The organism is Micromonospora sp. CPCC 206171 (assembly GCF_036906755.1).
Taxonomy (GTDB): domain Bacteria; phylum Actinomycetota; class Actinomycetes; order Mycobacteriales; family Micromonosporaceae; genus Micromonospora; species Micromonospora purpureochromogenes.
Genome location: NZ_JBAKHT010000006.1, coordinates 133508 through 148480, shown reverse-complemented (window position 1 = coordinate 148480; position 14973 = coordinate 133508). Strand labels below are relative to the sequence as shown.

The 14973-nt window shown below is 76.7% G+C and carries 12 protein-coding genes and 1 riboswitch; of the genes, 1 reads left to right on the top strand and 11 read right to left on the bottom strand.

The genetic code is table 11. From position 1 onward, the window contains the following. Positions 1-34 precede the first annotated feature (34 nt). From V6U89_RS10390 to V6U89_RS10355, 8 genes are all read right to left on the bottom strand, one after another. The gene (locus V6U89_RS10390; protein ID WP_334570615.1) at positions 35-1186 is read right to left on the bottom strand and encodes a cobalt-precorrin-5B (C(1))-methyltransferase; all 1152 of its coding nucleotides are present in this window, start codon (positions 1184-1186) and stop codon (positions 35-37) included. Then, a complete protein-coding gene (cobM, locus tag V6U89_RS10385; RefSeq protein WP_334570614.1) occupies positions 1183-2013 on the bottom strand; it encodes a precorrin-4 C(11)-methyltransferase in 831 nt (276 codons plus the stop codon). Before cobM ends, V6U89_RS10390 begins: the two co-directional genes overlap by 4 nt. After that, positions 2010-2762: a precorrin-2 C(20)-methyltransferase gene (gene cobI / locus V6U89_RS10380; RefSeq protein ID WP_334570613.1), complete on the bottom strand. Its 753-nt coding sequence runs from the start codon at positions 2760-2762 to the stop codon at positions 2010-2012. The genes cobM and cobI overlap by 4 nt, the downstream gene beginning before the upstream one ends. Then, positions 2759-4117: a cobyrinate a,c-diamide synthase gene (locus tag V6U89_RS10375; protein WP_334570612.1), complete on the bottom strand. Its 1359-nt coding sequence runs from the start codon at positions 4115-4117 to the stop codon at positions 2759-2761. The genes cobI and V6U89_RS10375 overlap by 4 nt, the downstream gene beginning before the upstream one ends. Continuing rightward, a complete protein-coding gene (cobO, locus tag V6U89_RS10370; protein ID WP_334570611.1) occupies positions 4111-4722 on the bottom strand; it encodes a cob(I)yrinic acid a,c-diamide adenosyltransferase in 612 nt (203 codons plus the stop codon). Before cobO ends, V6U89_RS10375 begins: the two co-directional genes overlap by 7 nt. Then, positions 4722-7004 carry a VWA domain-containing protein gene (locus tag V6U89_RS10365; RefSeq protein WP_442933904.1) on the bottom strand — a complete coding sequence of 761 codons (2283 nt, stop codon included), beginning with the start codon at positions 7002-7004 and terminating at the stop codon, positions 4722-4724. The genes cobO and V6U89_RS10365 overlap by 1 nt, the downstream gene beginning before the upstream one ends. An 88-nt stretch (positions 7005-7092) precedes the next feature. Beyond that, the gene (cobN, locus tag V6U89_RS10360) at positions 7093-10770 is read right to left on the bottom strand and encodes a cobaltochelatase subunit CobN (RefSeq protein ID WP_334570609.1); all 3678 of its coding nucleotides are present in this window, start codon (positions 10768-10770) and stop codon (positions 7093-7095) included. 137 nt (positions 10771-10907) lie between these two features. Next, a complete protein-coding gene (locus V6U89_RS10355; RefSeq protein WP_334570608.1) occupies positions 10908-11057 on the bottom strand; it encodes a hypothetical protein in 150 nt (49 codons plus the stop codon). 25 nt (positions 11058-11082) lie between these two features. Then, positions 11083-11259: riboswitch (cobalamin riboswitch) on the bottom strand. A gap of 202 nt (positions 11260-11461) precedes the next feature. On the opposite strand from V6U89_RS10355, the gene V6U89_RS10350 reads away from it, so the two are divergent. Continuing rightward, positions 11462-12292, top strand: coding sequence for an MBL fold metallo-hydrolase (locus tag V6U89_RS10350; RefSeq protein WP_334570607.1), 831 nt, complete (start codon positions 11462-11464; stop codon positions 12290-12292). 4 nt (positions 12293-12296) lie between these two features. Here the strand turns inward: V6U89_RS10350 and V6U89_RS10345 are convergent, their stop codons facing one another. The 3 genes from V6U89_RS10345 to V6U89_RS10335 all read right to left on the bottom strand — a co-directional run bounded on the left by V6U89_RS10345 (position 12297) and on the right by V6U89_RS10335 (position 14913). Further along, a complete protein-coding gene (locus V6U89_RS10345) occupies positions 12297-12632 on the bottom strand; it encodes a hypothetical protein (protein ID WP_334570606.1) in 336 nt (111 codons plus the stop codon). Positions 12633-12724: 92 nt separating this feature from the next. Further along, positions 12725-13621 carry an aldo/keto reductase gene (locus V6U89_RS10340; protein ID WP_334570605.1) on the bottom strand — a complete coding sequence of 299 codons (897 nt, stop codon included), beginning with the start codon at positions 13619-13621 and terminating at the stop codon, positions 12725-12727. 80 nt (positions 13622-13701) lie between these two features. Next, positions 13702-14913, bottom strand: coding sequence for an MFS transporter (locus V6U89_RS10335; protein ID WP_334570604.1), 1212 nt, complete (start codon positions 14911-14913; stop codon positions 13702-13704). Positions 14914-14973: the final 60 nt, after the last annotated feature.

The following is a 14973-nucleotide window of genomic DNA, read 5'->3' as shown; positions in this document are numbered from 1 at the left end:
GCGACCGGCTCACCGTTCCGCGACGGCGCGGCGCTCACGCCGCCCACCGGCCCGAGGAGGCGACGACCCGGGAGCCGGCGAAGTCGACCATGGCCACGTCGACGGTGACCGCTCGCTCGGCGAAGCGGAGCAGCACCTGGCGGACCCGGTGGCAGAGCAGGTCTCCGGCGGGGCCGAGCAGGCCCGCGGCCTCCCACAGCTCGTACGCGTGCCGCCCGGTGTTCGCCGCGGTGACCGCCGCGACCAGGTCGGCGTCGCCGCCGGCCTCGGCGGTGACCGCGCCGAGCAGCGAAAGGTCCACCTTGGACCGGGTGTAGTGGGTCATCAGGATGCCGGCGGCGAGCTTGGCCAGCTTGCCGGCCATCCCGACGAAGACCACCCCGGTCATCTGATCGCCGACGGCGGCGGTGACCGCGGCGCCGGTGAAGTCCCCGACCTCGACGAAACACACCTCGGGCAGCTCCGGCAGCAGCTCCCGCGCGGCCCGCTCGGTCCGCCCGCCGGTGCAGAGCACCACGGTGGACTCGCCCTGGGCGGCCATCACGTGCACCGCCTGCACCACGCTGGCCCGCCAGGAGGCGGTGGAGAAGGGCCGGACGATCCCGGTGGTGCCGAGGATCGAGATGCCGCCGAGGATGCCGAGCCGCCGGTTGGTGGTCTTGCGGGCCATCACCTCGCCGCCCGGCACGCTGATCACCACCCGGACGCCGACCTCGGTGAGGTCGACCACCTCGGCCACGGCCTGGCCGATCATCCGGCGCGGGGTCTCGTTGATCGCCGGGCCGCCGACGGCGAGGCCGAGCCCCGGCTTGGTGACGGTGCCGACGCCGGGGCCGCCGGCGAGGTCCAGGCCGGGCTCGGCGCGCCAGCCGACGGTGGCGGTGAGGTGCGCGCCGTGGGTCACGTCCGGGTCGTCGCCGGCGTCCTTGACCACCACCGCCTCGGCGCGCGCCTCCGACGCCGGGGTGAGGTCGCACCGGGCCACCGGGAAGCTCACCCGCCGGCCGTCCGGCAGCCCGATCTCCACCTCCGGCTGCGGCACGCCGGTGACCAGGGCGGTCACCGCGGCCTTGGCCGCCGCCGTCGCGCAGGCGCCGGTGGTCCAGCCGGTACGCAGCGCGGTGGGCCGGACCTTCGCGGTACGCGGCAGGTCCGGCTCGCGCAGCGGCGGCTCGGCGTACGTCACCGGGAGCCGTCCCCCGACCCGGCGGCGCGGGCGCGGCGCAGCTCGGCGCGGGCGGCCGGCTCGGCCCGGCGGAAGGTGTGGAAGTGCCCGGGGTGGTAGAGGTGCGAGCGGGTGCCGGTGGCGGCGAGGGCGGGGCCGACCAGGAAGAGGGTGTGCTTCCAGAGCCGGTGCTCCTTGACGGTGGCCTCCAGGTCGGCCAGCGCGCAGCGCACCACCAGTTCGTCCGGCCAGGTCGCCTGGTACGCGACCACGACCGGGGTGTCCGGCGGGTAGCCCCCGGCGAGCAGCTCGGCCTGCGCCTGCCCGGAGCGGGCGGCGGAGAGGAACAGCGCCATCGTGGTGCCGTGCCGGGCGAAGTCGCGGACCCGCTCCCCCGGCGGCATCGGCGTCTTGCCGCCTTCGAGGCGGGTGAGGATCACCGACTGGGCCACCTCGGGGATGGTCAGCTCCCGGCCGACGATCGCCGCCACGGCGGTGAACGACGACACCCCGGGCACGATCTCCACCGCCAGGTCGAGCGCCCGGCACAGGTCGAGCTGTTCCTGCACCGCGCCCCAGAGCGCCGGGTCGCCGGAGTGGATCCGGGCCACGGACAGCCCCTCGGCGGCGGCCCGCCGGTACAGCGGCAGCACCCCCTCGATCGGCAGCTGCGACGAGTCGACGATCTCGGCGTCGGCGCGGGCGTGGGCGAGGACGTCGGCGTGCACCAGGCTGGCCGCCCAGATCACCACGTCGGCGGCGCCGATCACCCGGGCGGCGCGCAGGGTGAGCAGGTCGGCCGCGCCGGGACCGGCCCCGACGAACCAGACCTTTCCAGTGGTCGTCACAGTTTTCCTCCCTGGCGGTCCCGGCGCGCCGGGACCAGCAGTGTCGACAGGTACGGCAGGTCGTCGGCGGCGGCGTCGACCGGCCCGATCCGCTCCCCGGTCAGGCCGACCGACCGGCCGAGCACGGCGTCCGGCAACCGGTCGTGGCGGCGCAGCTCGTCGACCAGCTCGGGGTGCCGCCGCCAGCCCTTGTAGACGACGACGGTGCCCGGCCCGGCCAGGGCGTCGGAGACGAGCGCCAGCCCGGCGGTGGCCGGCAGCAGGGTGAGCGGTTCGCGGCCCTCGCAGAGCGGCACCCCGCTGCGCGCGGCCAGCTCCTGCATGGCGGTGACCCCGGGCACGGTGCGCACCTCGACGGCCGGCCGCAACGCGCGGACGCTCTGCGCGAGGTAGCCGAAGGTGGAGTAGACGTTCGGGTCGCCGATGGTGGCGAAGGCGATCGAGGCGGCGCCGCCGTCGAGGGCGGCCACCACGGCCCGGGCGGCGGCGTCCCAGGCCCGCTCGCGGCGGGCGGTCACCCCGCCCCTGTCGTCCAGGGCGAACGGCAGCCGGCGCAGCCGGTCCGCGTCGACGTGCGCGCGCACGGTGGTCTCGGCCCGGCCTGAGGGCGCGTCGCCGTCCGCGGCCAGCCGGTCCATCACCGGTACGACCACCAGGTCGGCCTCGCGCAGCACCCGCACCGCCTTGAGGGTGAGCAGTTCCGGGTCGCCGGGGCCGACGCCCACCCCGGTCAGCGTCGGCGCGCTCACCGGGCGGCCGCCTCGACCAGGCGGCGGGCGGCCGACGGGTGCGCCGCCCAGTGGGTGTGCAGGTAGGAGGCGTGCACCCGGTCGTCAACGAAGCCGTGCCGGCCGCCGTCCCAGCGCCACGCCGCCCGGTCCCCGTGGCCGGGGTCGGTGGCGGTGCGGTGGAACTCGTGGCCGCGTACCGGCTCGCCGGCCCGGTGCGGTGGGGAGTCGGCGGCGGCGACGGCCTCCCGGTAGCCGAGGGTGAGCGTGCCGGTCATCCGGGCGGTGTGCGGCAGCCGCCCGCACATCGGCACCCCGTCGAGGGAGCGCCCGAGGTAGAGCAGGCCGGCGCACTCGGCGACGATCGGCCCGTCGAAGTCGGCCAGTTCGGCGCGGAGCGCGGAGTTGGCCGCGAGGGCCTCGACGTGCACCTCGGGGAAACCACCGCCGACGACGACGGCGCGGGTGCCGGCGGGCAGGGCGGGGTCGCGCAGCGGGTCGAAGCGGACCACGGTGGCGCCGGCCGCGGCGAGCAGTTCGGTGGTCTCGGCGTACGAGAAGGTGAAGGCCGGGCCGCCGGCCACCGCGACGACCGGACGGTCCCGGCCGGCGGGGCCGCCGACGGCGCCGGCCGGGTCCCAGGCGGGAACGGTCAGCGGCGGGGCGGTCCGGGCGAGGTCGAGCACCGCGTCCAGGTCCACGGTGGACTCCACCAGCTCGGCGAGGGCGGCGACGACGGCAACGGACTCGGGGGCCCGTTCGGCGACCGGCACCAGCCCGAGGTGCCGCGACGGGGCGGCCACCTCGGCGGCCCGGGTGACCGCCCCGAGCACCGGTACGCCCACCTCGGCGAGGGCGTCGCGCAGCAGGGTCTCGTGCCGGGGCGAGCCGACCCGGTTGAGCACCACTCCCCCGATGCGCACGCCGGGGTCGAAGGCGCGCATGCCGAGCACCAGCGCGGCGGCCGAGCGGCCCTGCGCGGTGGTGTCGAGGACCAGCAGCACGGGCGCGTCGATCAGCCGGGCGACGTGCGCGGTGGAGGCGTACGACCGGCGGCCGACCGCGCCGTCGTGCAGCCCCATCACGCCCTCGACGATCGCCACGTCGGCGGGGGTGGGCACGCTCGCGCCGTGCCGCAGCAGGGGCGCGATCCGCTCCTCGCCGACCAGCCAGGGGTCGAGGTTGCGGCCGGGCCGGCCGGCGGCCAGGGCGTGGTAGCCGGGGTCGATGTAGTCGGGGCCGACCTTGTGCGGGCTGACGGTCAGCCCGCGCCGGCGCAGCGCGGCGAGCAGGCCGGTGGCCACGGTGGTCTTGCCGTGCCCGCTGGCCGGGGCGGCCACCACCAGCCGGGGCAGCGGCGCGTCCGGGCTCACCATTCGATGCCCTTCTGACCCTTCTGGCCCGCGTCCATCGGGTGCTTGACCTTGGTCAGCTCGGCGACGAGGTCGGCGGCGGCGACCAGGCGCGGGTCGGCGTCCCGGCCGGTGATCACGACGTGCTGGAAGCCGGGGCGGTTGGCGAGGGTGTCGACGACCTCGTCGACGTCGACCCAGCCCCACTTCATCGGGTAGGTGAACTCGTCGAGCACGTACAGGCCGTAGCGTTCGGCGGCCAGGTCGCGCTGGATCTGCCGCCAGCCCTCCAGGGCGTCGGCGGCGTGGTCGGCCTCGCCGCCGCGCTGGATCCAGGACCAGCCCTCGCCCATCTTGTGCCAGGCGACCGCTGCGCCCTGGCCGGTGCGCTCGTGCACCTCGCCGAGGGCGCGGAAGGCATTCTCCTCGCCGACCCGCCACTTGGCGCTCTTGACGAACTGGAACACCCCGATCGGCAGTCCGGCGGTCCAGGCGCGCAGCGCCAGCCCGAACGCGGCGGTGGACTTGCCCTTCATCTGTCCGGTGTGCACGACCAGCAGCGGACGGCGGCGGCGCTGCCGGGTGGTCAGCCCGTCGGCGGGCACGGTGGACGGCTTGCCCTGCGGCATCAGGCGCTCCTTCTGGTCGGGGCGGCGGGTCCGGCCGCCGCGGTCGCGCAGTCGTGGTGGATGCCGCCACGGCAGCCGCAGGCCGGACCGGTGGCGAGCGTCAGGAGGGGGTCGGTGGCGACCGCGTCGAGGCGGTGGTGGTCCGCGCCGAGCTGGGCGGCGAGGCGGCGGCCGAGGCCGAGCCGGACCGGGCCGGACTCGCAGTCGACGACCACGCTGGGCGCGCCGGTGGCGGCGAGCACCGCCGCGGCACGGGCGGCCCGGTCCAGCGGGCGGTCGCCGGCGGTGGCCCGCCCGTCGGTGACGACCAGCACGAGCGGACGGCGCTTCGGGTCGCGCAGCCGCTCCACCCGCAGCAGCTCGGCCGCGGCGAGCAGCCCCTCCGCCAGCGGGGTGCGCCCGCCGGTGGGCAACTCGGCCAGCCGGGCCGAGGCGGCCAGCACCGAGGAGGTGGCCGGCAGCAGGGTACGCGCGCCGGCGCCCCGGAAGGCGATCACGGCGACCTTGTCCCGGCGCTGGTAGGCGTCGGTGAGCAGGGCGAGCACCGTGCCCTTGACGGCGGACATCCGCTGCCGGGCACCCATCGACCCACTGGCGTCGACCACGAACAGCACCAGGTTGCCCTCGCGTCCCTCGCGGACCGCCTCGCGCAGGTCGTCCGGGCGCAGCAGCAGCGGGCCGCCGCGCCGGCCCCGGCCCGGCTGGTGCGGGGCGGCGGCCCGCAGCGTCGCCGGCAGGTGCAGCGCGCCGGGCCGGCCGCCCGGCACCCGCGCGCCGGTGGTCCGGCCGCGCCCGGTCCGGGCCCGGGAGCGCCGCCCCGGCACGCCGTCGCCGACCCCGGGCGCGGTGAGCAGCCGGGCCCGCAACCCACTCCGGGGTACGGCCACCGGCTGCCCACCGCTCGCCGGCCGGAGCTCCGCCTCGCCGTCTCCCGCGTCGCCGCCGGGGCGGGAGCCGGGGCCGTCGTCCGGCCCGCCGCCGTCGTGGCCGTCGCCGTGGCCACCGGCGGCACGGTCCGGCCACCGGTCGTCGTCCGCCGGCCAGCCGCCGTCGGTACGGCCGGCCGGGTCGGCGGGGTCGCTCCGTTCGCCGGAGCGTCCGTCCTCGCCGGAGCGTCCGTCCTCGCGGGCCTCGGCCGACCCGGATCGACCCCGCTCCGCCGAGCCCGAACCGGCGGAACCGTGGTCGTCGGCGCGGCTGCCGGCCGAGTGGCCTCCCCCGCCCCCGTCGGAGCCATCCGAACCGTCGTCGGGACCGGGACCGCCACCCGGATCGCCGCCGGGCGGGTCGTCGTCGGGGTGCTCGTCCTGGGCCCGCCGCAACGCCTCGTCCAGGCGCTTCTCGTCCAGGTCGGGGCTGTCGAACGGGTCGCGGCGCCGCCGGTGCGGCAGCGCCAGCCGGGCGGCGACCCGGACGTCCTCGGCGCCCACCCGGTCCCGGCCCTGCCACGCGGCGTGCGCGAGCGCGGCGCGGGCGGTGACGATGTCGGCGCGCATCCCGTCCACGTCGAACGCGGCGCACACCTCGGCGATCTGGCGCAGCGCGGCGTCGGGCAGCCGTACCCGGTCCAGCCGCCGCCGGGCGGCGGCGACCCGGTGGGCGATCTCGGCGTCGGCGTCGGCCCACCGGGCGGCGAACCCGGCCGGGTCGGCGTCGGCGGCGAGCCGTCGGCGAACCACCTCGACGCGGACGGCCGGGTCGCGGCTGGCGCCCACGGCGACGGTGAGCCCGAACCGGTCGAGCAGCTGCGGGCGCAGCTCCCCCTCCTCCGGGTTCATGGTGCCGACCAGCAGGAACCGGGCGGCGTGGCTGACCGAGACGCCTTCCCGCTCGACGTGGCAGCGGCCCATCGCGGCGGCGTCGAGCAGCAGGTCGACCAGGTGGTCGTGGAGCAGGTTCACCTCGTCGACGTAGAGCACGCCACGGTGGGCGGCGGCGAGCAGGCCCGGCTCGAAGGCGCGTACCCCCTCGCCGAGGGCCTTCTCCAGGTCGAGCGAGCCGACCACCCGGTCCTCGGCGGCGCCGACGGGTAGTTCGACCAGGCGGGCCGGGCGGCGCTCGGCCACCGGCTCGGCCGGGTGCGGCCCGTCCGGGCAGGCGGGGTCGGCGGCGGCCGGGTCGCAGGCGAAGCGGCAGCCGGCGACCCGGTCGACCGGGGGCAGCAGCGCCGCGAGGGCCCGCACGGCGGTCGACTTGGCGGTGCCCTTCTCGCCCCGCACCAGCACCCCGCCGATGGCCGGGGAGACGGCGTTGAGCAGCAGGGCCAGGCGCATGTCGTCCATGCCGAGCACCGCGCTGAACGGGTACGAACTCACTGCGCCTCCTTCGATCGCGACTGCGGGGCTCGCAAAACCGGCTCACTCCTCGCGCTCACTGCCGGTCCTCCAGATCGCCCTCGCTGGCCAGGTACGTCTCGCGGAGCCGGTCGAGGGTGGCCGGTTCGGGCGCGGCCCACAGGCCCCGGTCGGCGGCTTCCAGCAGCCGCTCGGTGATGCCGCGCAGCGCCCACGGGTTGGACTGCTCCAGGAACTCCCGGGTGGTCTCCTCGAAGACGTACGCGGCGGCCAGGTGCTCGTACATCCAGTCGTCGACCACGCCGGCGGTGGCGTCGTAGCCGAACAGGTAGTCCACGGTGGCGGCCAGCTCGAACGCGCCCTTGTAGCCGTGCCGGCGCATCGCGGCGATCCACTTCGGGTTGACCACCCGGGCCCGGAACACCCGCCGGGTCTCCTCGCCGAGGGTGCGGGTGCGGACGTCGTGCGGCATCGCCGAGTCGCCCACGTACGCGGCCGGCGCGGCGCCGGTGAGGTGGCGGACCATCGCCACCATCCCGCCGTGGTACTGGAAGTAGTCGTCGGAGTCCACGATGTCGTGCTCGCGGGTGTCCTGGTTCTTCACGGCGACGGCGATGCGGGCGAAGGAGCGTTCCATGTCGGCGCGCGCCTCCCGTCCGTCCAGGTCCCGGCCGTAGGCGTAGCCGCCCCAGACGGCGTACACCTCGGCGAGGTCGGCGTCGGTACGCCAGTTCCGGGCGTCGATCAGCGGCAGCAGCCCCGCCCCGTACGCCCCGGGTTTGGAGCCGAAGATCCGGGCGGTGGCCCGCCGCTCGTCGCCGTGTTCGGCGAGGTCGGCGGCCACGTGGGCCCGGACGTAGTTCTCCCCGGCCGGCTCGTCGAGGGCGGCGACCCGGCGTACCGCGTCGTCGAGCAGCGCCACGACGTGCGGGAACGCGTCGCGGAAGAAGCCGGAGATGCGGACGGTGACGTCCACCCGGGGGCGGCCCAGCTCCGCCAGCGGCACCACCTCGACGCCGGTGACCCGCCGCGACCGGTCGTCCCAGGTCGGCCGGCAGCCGAGCAGGGCCAGCACCTCGGCGATGTCGTCGCCCTGGGTACGCATGGCGCTGGTGCCCCAGACGGTGAGCCCGACCGAGCGGGGGTACGCGCCGGTGTCGGCGACGTGCCGGGCGAGCAGCGAGTCGGCGAGGGCCACCCCGACGTCCCAGGCGTTGCGCGACGGGATGGCCTTGGGGTCGACGGAGTAGAAGTTGCGGCCGGTGGGCAACACGTTGACCAGGCCGCGGGTGGGTGACCCGGAGGGGCCGGGCGGCACGAACCGGCCGTCCAGCGCGCCGAGCACCCGGTCGATCTCGTCGGTGGTCCGGGCCAGCCGGGGCACCACCTCGCGGGCGGCGAACCGCAGCACGTCGGCGGCGTCGCCGATCGCCCGGCCGGTGACCTCCTCGACCACCGGGTCGACCTTGTCGGCGTCCCAGCCGAGGGTCTCCATGCCGACGACCAGCCGGCGGGCCAGGGCCTCGACCAGGTCGACGGCGTCGGCGGCGGTGGCGGCCGGCCCGTCCGCCGCCTCGGTCAGCGGCTCCGGCACGGCGATCCGCCGGCCCGGCTCGGCGAGCAACTCCTGCTCGTCCAGCCCGTACGCGGCGGCGAGCGCCTGGCGCAGGCCGGGCAGGGCGCGGGTGCCACCCCAGACCTGGGGGGCGCGCAGCACGGCGAGGACGAGGTTGACCCGGGCCTCGCCGGTGGGCGCCTCGGCGAGGATGTGCAGCCCGTCGCGGATCTGCACGTCCTTGACCTCGCAGAGGTACCCGTCGAGGTGCAGCACGAAGTCGTCGAAGTCGTCGGCGGCCGGCATGTCCGCGGTGTGCAGGTCGTGGTGCAGCTCGGCGGCCCGAACGAGGTCCCAGATCTGCGCCCGCACGGTCGGCACCTTGGCCGGGTCGAGCGCCTGGACGGTGGCGTACTCGTCGAGGAGCTGTTCGAGTTTGGCCAGGTCGCCGTATGTCTCGGCGCGGGCCATCGGCGGGACGAGGTGATCGACGACGACGGCGTGCGCGCGGCGCTTGGCCTGGGTGCCCTCGCCGGGGTCGTTGACGATGAACGGGTAGACCAGCGGCAGGTCGCCGAGGACGGCGTCGGGGGCGCAGTCGGCGGCGAGCCCGAGCCCCTTGCCGGGCAACCATTCCAGCGTGCCGTGCTTGCCGAGGTGCACCACCGCGTCGGCGCCGAAGCCGCCGTCGGCCACCGGCGCGGCCAGCCAGCGGTACGCGGCCAGGTAGTGGTGGCTGGGCGGCAGGTCGGGGTCGTGGTAGATGGCGATCGGGTTCTCGCCGAAGCCGCGCGGCGGCTGGATCATCAGCACCACGTTGCCGAAGCGCAGCCCGGCCAGGACCAGGTCGCCGCCGTCGGCGTACAGCTCGCCGGGCGGCTCGCCCCAGTGGGTGCGCATCCGGTCCCGCAGCGGCGCCGGCACCCGGGCGAACCAGCGCCGGTAGGTCGGCCCGGGTACCCGCGCCTCGGCGGCGGCGAGCTGCTCGGGGGTGAGCCACTCGACGTCGTGCCCGCCGGCGGCGATCAGCGCGTGGATCAGCGCGTCCCCGTCGGTGGGGACCGGCTGGTCGCCGAGGTGGTAGCCGGCGTCGGCGAGGGCGCCGAGCAGCCGTACCGCCGAGGCGGGGGTGTCCAGGCCGACCGCGTTGCCGACGCGGGAGTGCCTGGTGGGGTACGAGCTGAGCACGACCGCGAGGCGCTTGTCGGCGTGGGGCACGTGCCGCAGCCGGGCCTGGCGGACGGCGATGCCGGCCACCCGGGCGGCCCGCTCCGCGTCGGCGGCATAGACCGAGAGCCCGTCGGCGTCGATGCGCTTGAACGAGAACGGCACGGTGACGATCCGCCCGTCGAACTCGGGGATGGCCACCTGCATCGCGGCGTCCAACGGGGAGAGTCCGGCGTCGCTGCCGGCCCACTGCTCCCGGGTGCTGGTGAGGCAGAGCGCCTGCACGATCGGCACGTCGAGGGCGGCGAGCGCGCCGACGTCCCAGGCGTCCTCGTCGCCCCCGCCGGAGGCGTCCGCCGCGACGGCGCCGCCGGCGGCGAGGACGGTCACGACCAGGGCGTCGCAGCGGGCGAAGAGGGGCAGCGGCCCGTCGCCGGGGGTGAGCCCGCGCAGCGAGCCGCAGAAGATCGGCAGCGGGTCGCCGCCGGCCGCCTCGACCGCGTCGGCGAGCACGTCGACGAAGCCGGTGTTTCCGGCGAGGGCGTGCGCCCGGTAGAAGACGATCCCGACGGTGGGACGGCCCGCCGTCGGCGCGGCGGCGGGCCGGTCGGCGTGCACGCCGTACGCCGGGGTGGGCGCGGGCGGGTCGAAGCCCTCGCCGGTGAGCAGCACCGTGTCGGAGAGGAACCGGGCCAGCTCGGCCAGGTTCGCCGGACCCCCCTCGACCAGGTAGGACAGCGCCTGGGTGGCCACGCCGGAGGCCACCGTGGAGGCGGCCATCAGCTCCGCGTCGGGCACCGCCTCGCCGCCGAGCACCACCGTGGGCACACCCGAGGCGAGCACGGCGGCCAGCCCGTCCGGCCAGGCCTGCCGGCCGCCGAGCAGGCGTACCACGGCGAGGTCGACGCCGTCGAGCAGCGCCGGCACGGCGTCGGCGGCGACCCGGGCGGGGTTGGCCAGCCGGTAGTCGGCGCCGCTGGCGCGGGCGGCGAGCAGGTCGGTGTCGGCGGTGGAGAGCAGCAGGATGCGCACGGACGGCTCCGGAGAGTGACGCCCGGACCGGCGCGGGACCGGTCGGGCGAGGCGAGGGGACGGGCGCGGTTCAGCGGGTACGACGAGCCGCCGGGCGGATCACCGGCGGTCAGCCGGTGGGCGGCACGGTGCGGCGGTCAGCGGTGAACGGCGGAACGCGGGGCGCGGGCGCCGGACGGGGCGTCCGGACGGTCGGCCGGCGCGTCGGCGCGGCCGGGCAGGGGCGCGTCAGCGCGCCCGGAACGGGTACGACGGTGCTCGTCGGCGGTGGGGACGCTGCGCGTCATCGGGGTCCTCCTCGGGTGTCCACGCCCTGGGGTCGCTCCGACGGCCGAAGTATCCTGGCTTCCGGATCAACGCTCTCCCCCGGCCTTCCAACCGCAGGAACACGGCCGTGACTCGCAAGGGGGGATCGCTCCCCGGTGACAGTGGCGGGACCGCGCCGGAATCGCACCGACTTCCTTCACTGCCGTCAGGCCGCGAATGCTGCCACACCGCTGCGCGCCGGGTCAACGCCGGCCCGGGTCGCGCCGGGCTGGCCAGCCCATCGAATCCCGACGATCATCAGCGGCCGTCCCCGCACGTCGGAGATTGTCCGACCTCGATGCCGCGCCCCCTTTGCTCTGCTGCCCCGGAGGCAACACTGGGAGCGCTCCGCTGTTGCCGGGGCGGCAGCGGAGCAAAGGGGACGGTGCGGGCGGGTATCCGCCGATCAGCGGGCGCCACCCGGGCCGCCGGCCCCGGGCCGGTCGCCTACGATCGGTCCCGACGACCGAGCGTCGACGGTCGATCGAGAAAGGACCCCGCCATCGCCGAGCCCGCGTTCCACCACCTCGCCGGCCGGGTCTGGCGCTACCCGGGCGATCCCGACCCGGAGAACATCCGGCCGAGCGTGGCGTTGATCACCGACGAGCGCGGCAGCGTGCTGGTCGACGCCGGGCACAGCCCCGGCCACGCCCGGGAGATCCGGGCCGGCCTGGCCGCGGCGGGGCTGCCCGAGCCGCGCCGGCTGGTCTACACCCACCACCACTGGGACCACGTGTGGGGCGCCTGCGCCTGGCCCGGCGTGGAGATCGTCGGCCACGTCGCCGGGGAGGCGGCGCTGCGCGCCGAGGCCGCCCGCCCGTGGAGCCACCGCTACCTGCGCGAGCAGGTCCGCGCCGAGCCGCGACTCGGCCCCAGCTTCCGGGCCCGCGCCCTGGCCATGGACTCCTGGGACGACTTCGCGGTGCTGCCGCCCACCCGCACCTTCACCGACGAGCTGGAGCTGCCCACCGGCGTACGGCTGCGCCACGTCGGCGGCCGGCACGCTGCCGACTCGACCGTGGTGCTGGTGCCCGACTCGGCGGTGCTGCTGCTCGGCGACTGCTTCTACCCGCCGCCGGCGCACCTGCGCCAGGACGGGGACGGCCCCGACCTGGCGCAGGTCCGCCGGCTGCTCGACGACCGCTACCACTGGTACGTCTCCAGCCACGCCGAGCCGATGACCGTCGACGAGGCCCGCGCCGCCGTCGAGGGGTGAGCGGTCAGCGCATCCGGCGTTCCGGGTGGGCCCGGTTCCAGACCCGCATCCGCTCGGGGTAGCCGGTCTTCGCCGCCTCGTAGAGCGGCACGGCGTGCCGGCCGGCCAGCTTCGCCGCCACCTGCGGCGAGCCGGTCCGACGGCGGATCCACTCGCCGTCGTGGGCGATGGCCACCACCGTGGTGTCCGTGGCGGTGGTCTCCGGCTCCAGGTAGAACTCCACGCCCTGCCGGCTCGTCACGAACTCCGCCAGCGCGGCCAGGTCCTCGCGGGTGGCCTCCCGGTCGAGCTTGGTCGGGGTGGGGACGGCGGCCCGGGACCGCCGGTTGAACCAGCCCATCTGCCCGCTCCTCTCCTCGGCGTCCCTCCAGTGCAGCACCGTCACCTGACAGTCGGCTGCGAGGCCGGTGAGCGGGAGCTGACCGGGCGTGCTCAGTCGAGCGCGGCCAGTTCCTCGGCGGAGAGCCGCAGCGCGCCGGCCGCGACGTTCTGGATCAGGTGCGCCTCGTCGCCGGTGCCGGGGATGGCCAGCACGTGCGACCCCTGGTGCAGGGTCCAGGCGAGGCGTACCTGGTGCGGGGTGACGCCGTGGGCCCGCGCGATCTCGTGGACGGCGACGGTGTGCTCGGCCGCCGCGCCCGCCTCCCGCCGGACGCCGGCGAGGGCGAAGAACGGCACGTACGCCACCCCGCGCGCCCCGCACTCGCGCAGCAGCGCGTCCTGGTCGCCCCGGTTGTCGACGGCGTAGCTGTTCTGCACGCACACCACCGGGGCGATGGCCTGCGCCTCGTCGAGGTGGTCCAGCCGGACGTTGGAGAGGCCGAGGTGCCGGATCAGCCCGGCGTCGCGCAGCTCGGCCAGCGCACCGAAGGACTCCGCCACCGAGTCCCGCCCGGGCCGCTTCACGATCCGCAGGTTCACCACGTCGAGGTGGTCGCGGCCCAGCCGGCGCAGGTTCTCCTCGACCTGGGCGCGCAGCTGGGCCGGGGTGCCCGCCTCACGCAGGCCGGTCGCCGGGTCGTAGGAGAAGCCGACCTTGGTGGTGATCACCAGGTCCGCCGGGTACGGGGCGAGCGCGGCGCGGATCAGCTCGGTGGCGTACCGGGCGGGGCCGGTGCCGACGTTCAGGGTGCCGCCGGGCGAGACGTAGAAGGCGGCGGTGTCGAGGTGGTTCACGCCCAGCTCGACGGCGCGGCGCAGCACCCGGACCGCGCGGTCCGGCTCGGGGTCGACGGTGGTCCGCATCGAGCCGAACCCCATCCGGCGGACGACCCGGTCGCCCAGGGTCCAGCTGCCCGCGGCGGCGGCGGTGATCTCTTCGGTAGGCATCCGGCGACCCTAGCCAGCACGGCTCGGCTGCGCAGTCGGCCGCGCACCCGATACCGCCCGCGGCCGGCCGCTGTTAGGTTTTATCTGCTGGCGGGGTGCGCCGGCGGCCGGGTCACCGGCACCAGCGCCAGGGTGGGCAGCAGCAGCAGCGGCACCACCAGCAGCGCGTGCAGGATGCCGACCCGGTCGCCGAGCAGGCCGAGCACGGGCGGCCCGGCCAGGAACGACGTGTAGCCCAGCACCGCCACCACGCTGACCCGCGCCGGCGCCCGCTCCTCGTCGTCGGCGGCGGCGCTCATCCCCACCGGGAAGCCCAGCGAGGCGCCGAGCCCCCAGAGCGCCACCCCGGCGATCGCGACCGGCCCGGAGCCGGCCAGCACCGCCACCGCCGCGCCGAAGGCGGCGAGCAGGATGGTGGCGAAGAGGACGGGCACCCGCCCCCAGCGGTCGAGGGCGACGGTGCCGGCGGTCCGCCCGATCGTCATGCCGGTGACGAAGACCCCGAAGACGGCGGCGCCGACGGCCTCGCTCGTGCCGTACCCGTCGACGAAGGCGACCGCGAGCCAGTCGTTCGCGCTGCCCTCGGCGAACGCCATCACCAGCACCAGCAGGCCGAGCAGCAGGGTGCGCGGCTCCCGCCAGGCGGCGAGCAGGCCACCGCGCCGGGTGGCGGCGGTGTCCGGTGCCGGCTGGGCGGGCAGGAAGGCCCGGGCGCCGAGGATCGTGCCGCCGAGCACCACCGCCGCCAGGACCGCCAGGTGCACGCCGATCGGCACCCCGACCCGGGCGGCCCCCGCGCCGATGCCCGCGCCGGCCACCGAGCCGAGACTCCAGGCGGCGTGGAAGCGCGGCAGGATGGTGCGCCCCAGCCGCTTCTCGACGGCGGCGCCCTCGACGTTCATCGCCACGTCGCAGGTGCCGGAGCCGTAGCCGAGGGCGAACAGGGCCACCGCCACGCCGGGCAGCGAGCCGGCCACCCCCGCGGCCACCCCGACGCCGGCCATCCCGACCGCCACCAGCACGGTGGACGCCACCACCGTGCGGGCCGCGCCGAGGCGCTGGGTGACCAGCCCGGCGGTGGTCAGGGCGAGCACCGCGCCACCGGACATGGCCAGCAGCAGCAGGCCCAGCCGGCCGGCGCTGAGCCCGAGCGCCTCGCGGACCGCGGGGACCCGGGAGAACCAGGACGCCACGGCGAGGCCGTTGAGGGCGAAGACCACCGCGACGCCGGTGCGGGCGGCCAGCACCTGCCGGGGTACGGCGGGGCTCGGCGCGGTGACGAGTGGGCTCACGGCTGGCGGTCCTTCCGGTGGTACGGCGTCTCGCCGTCGATCACACACCGGTTTCGTCAC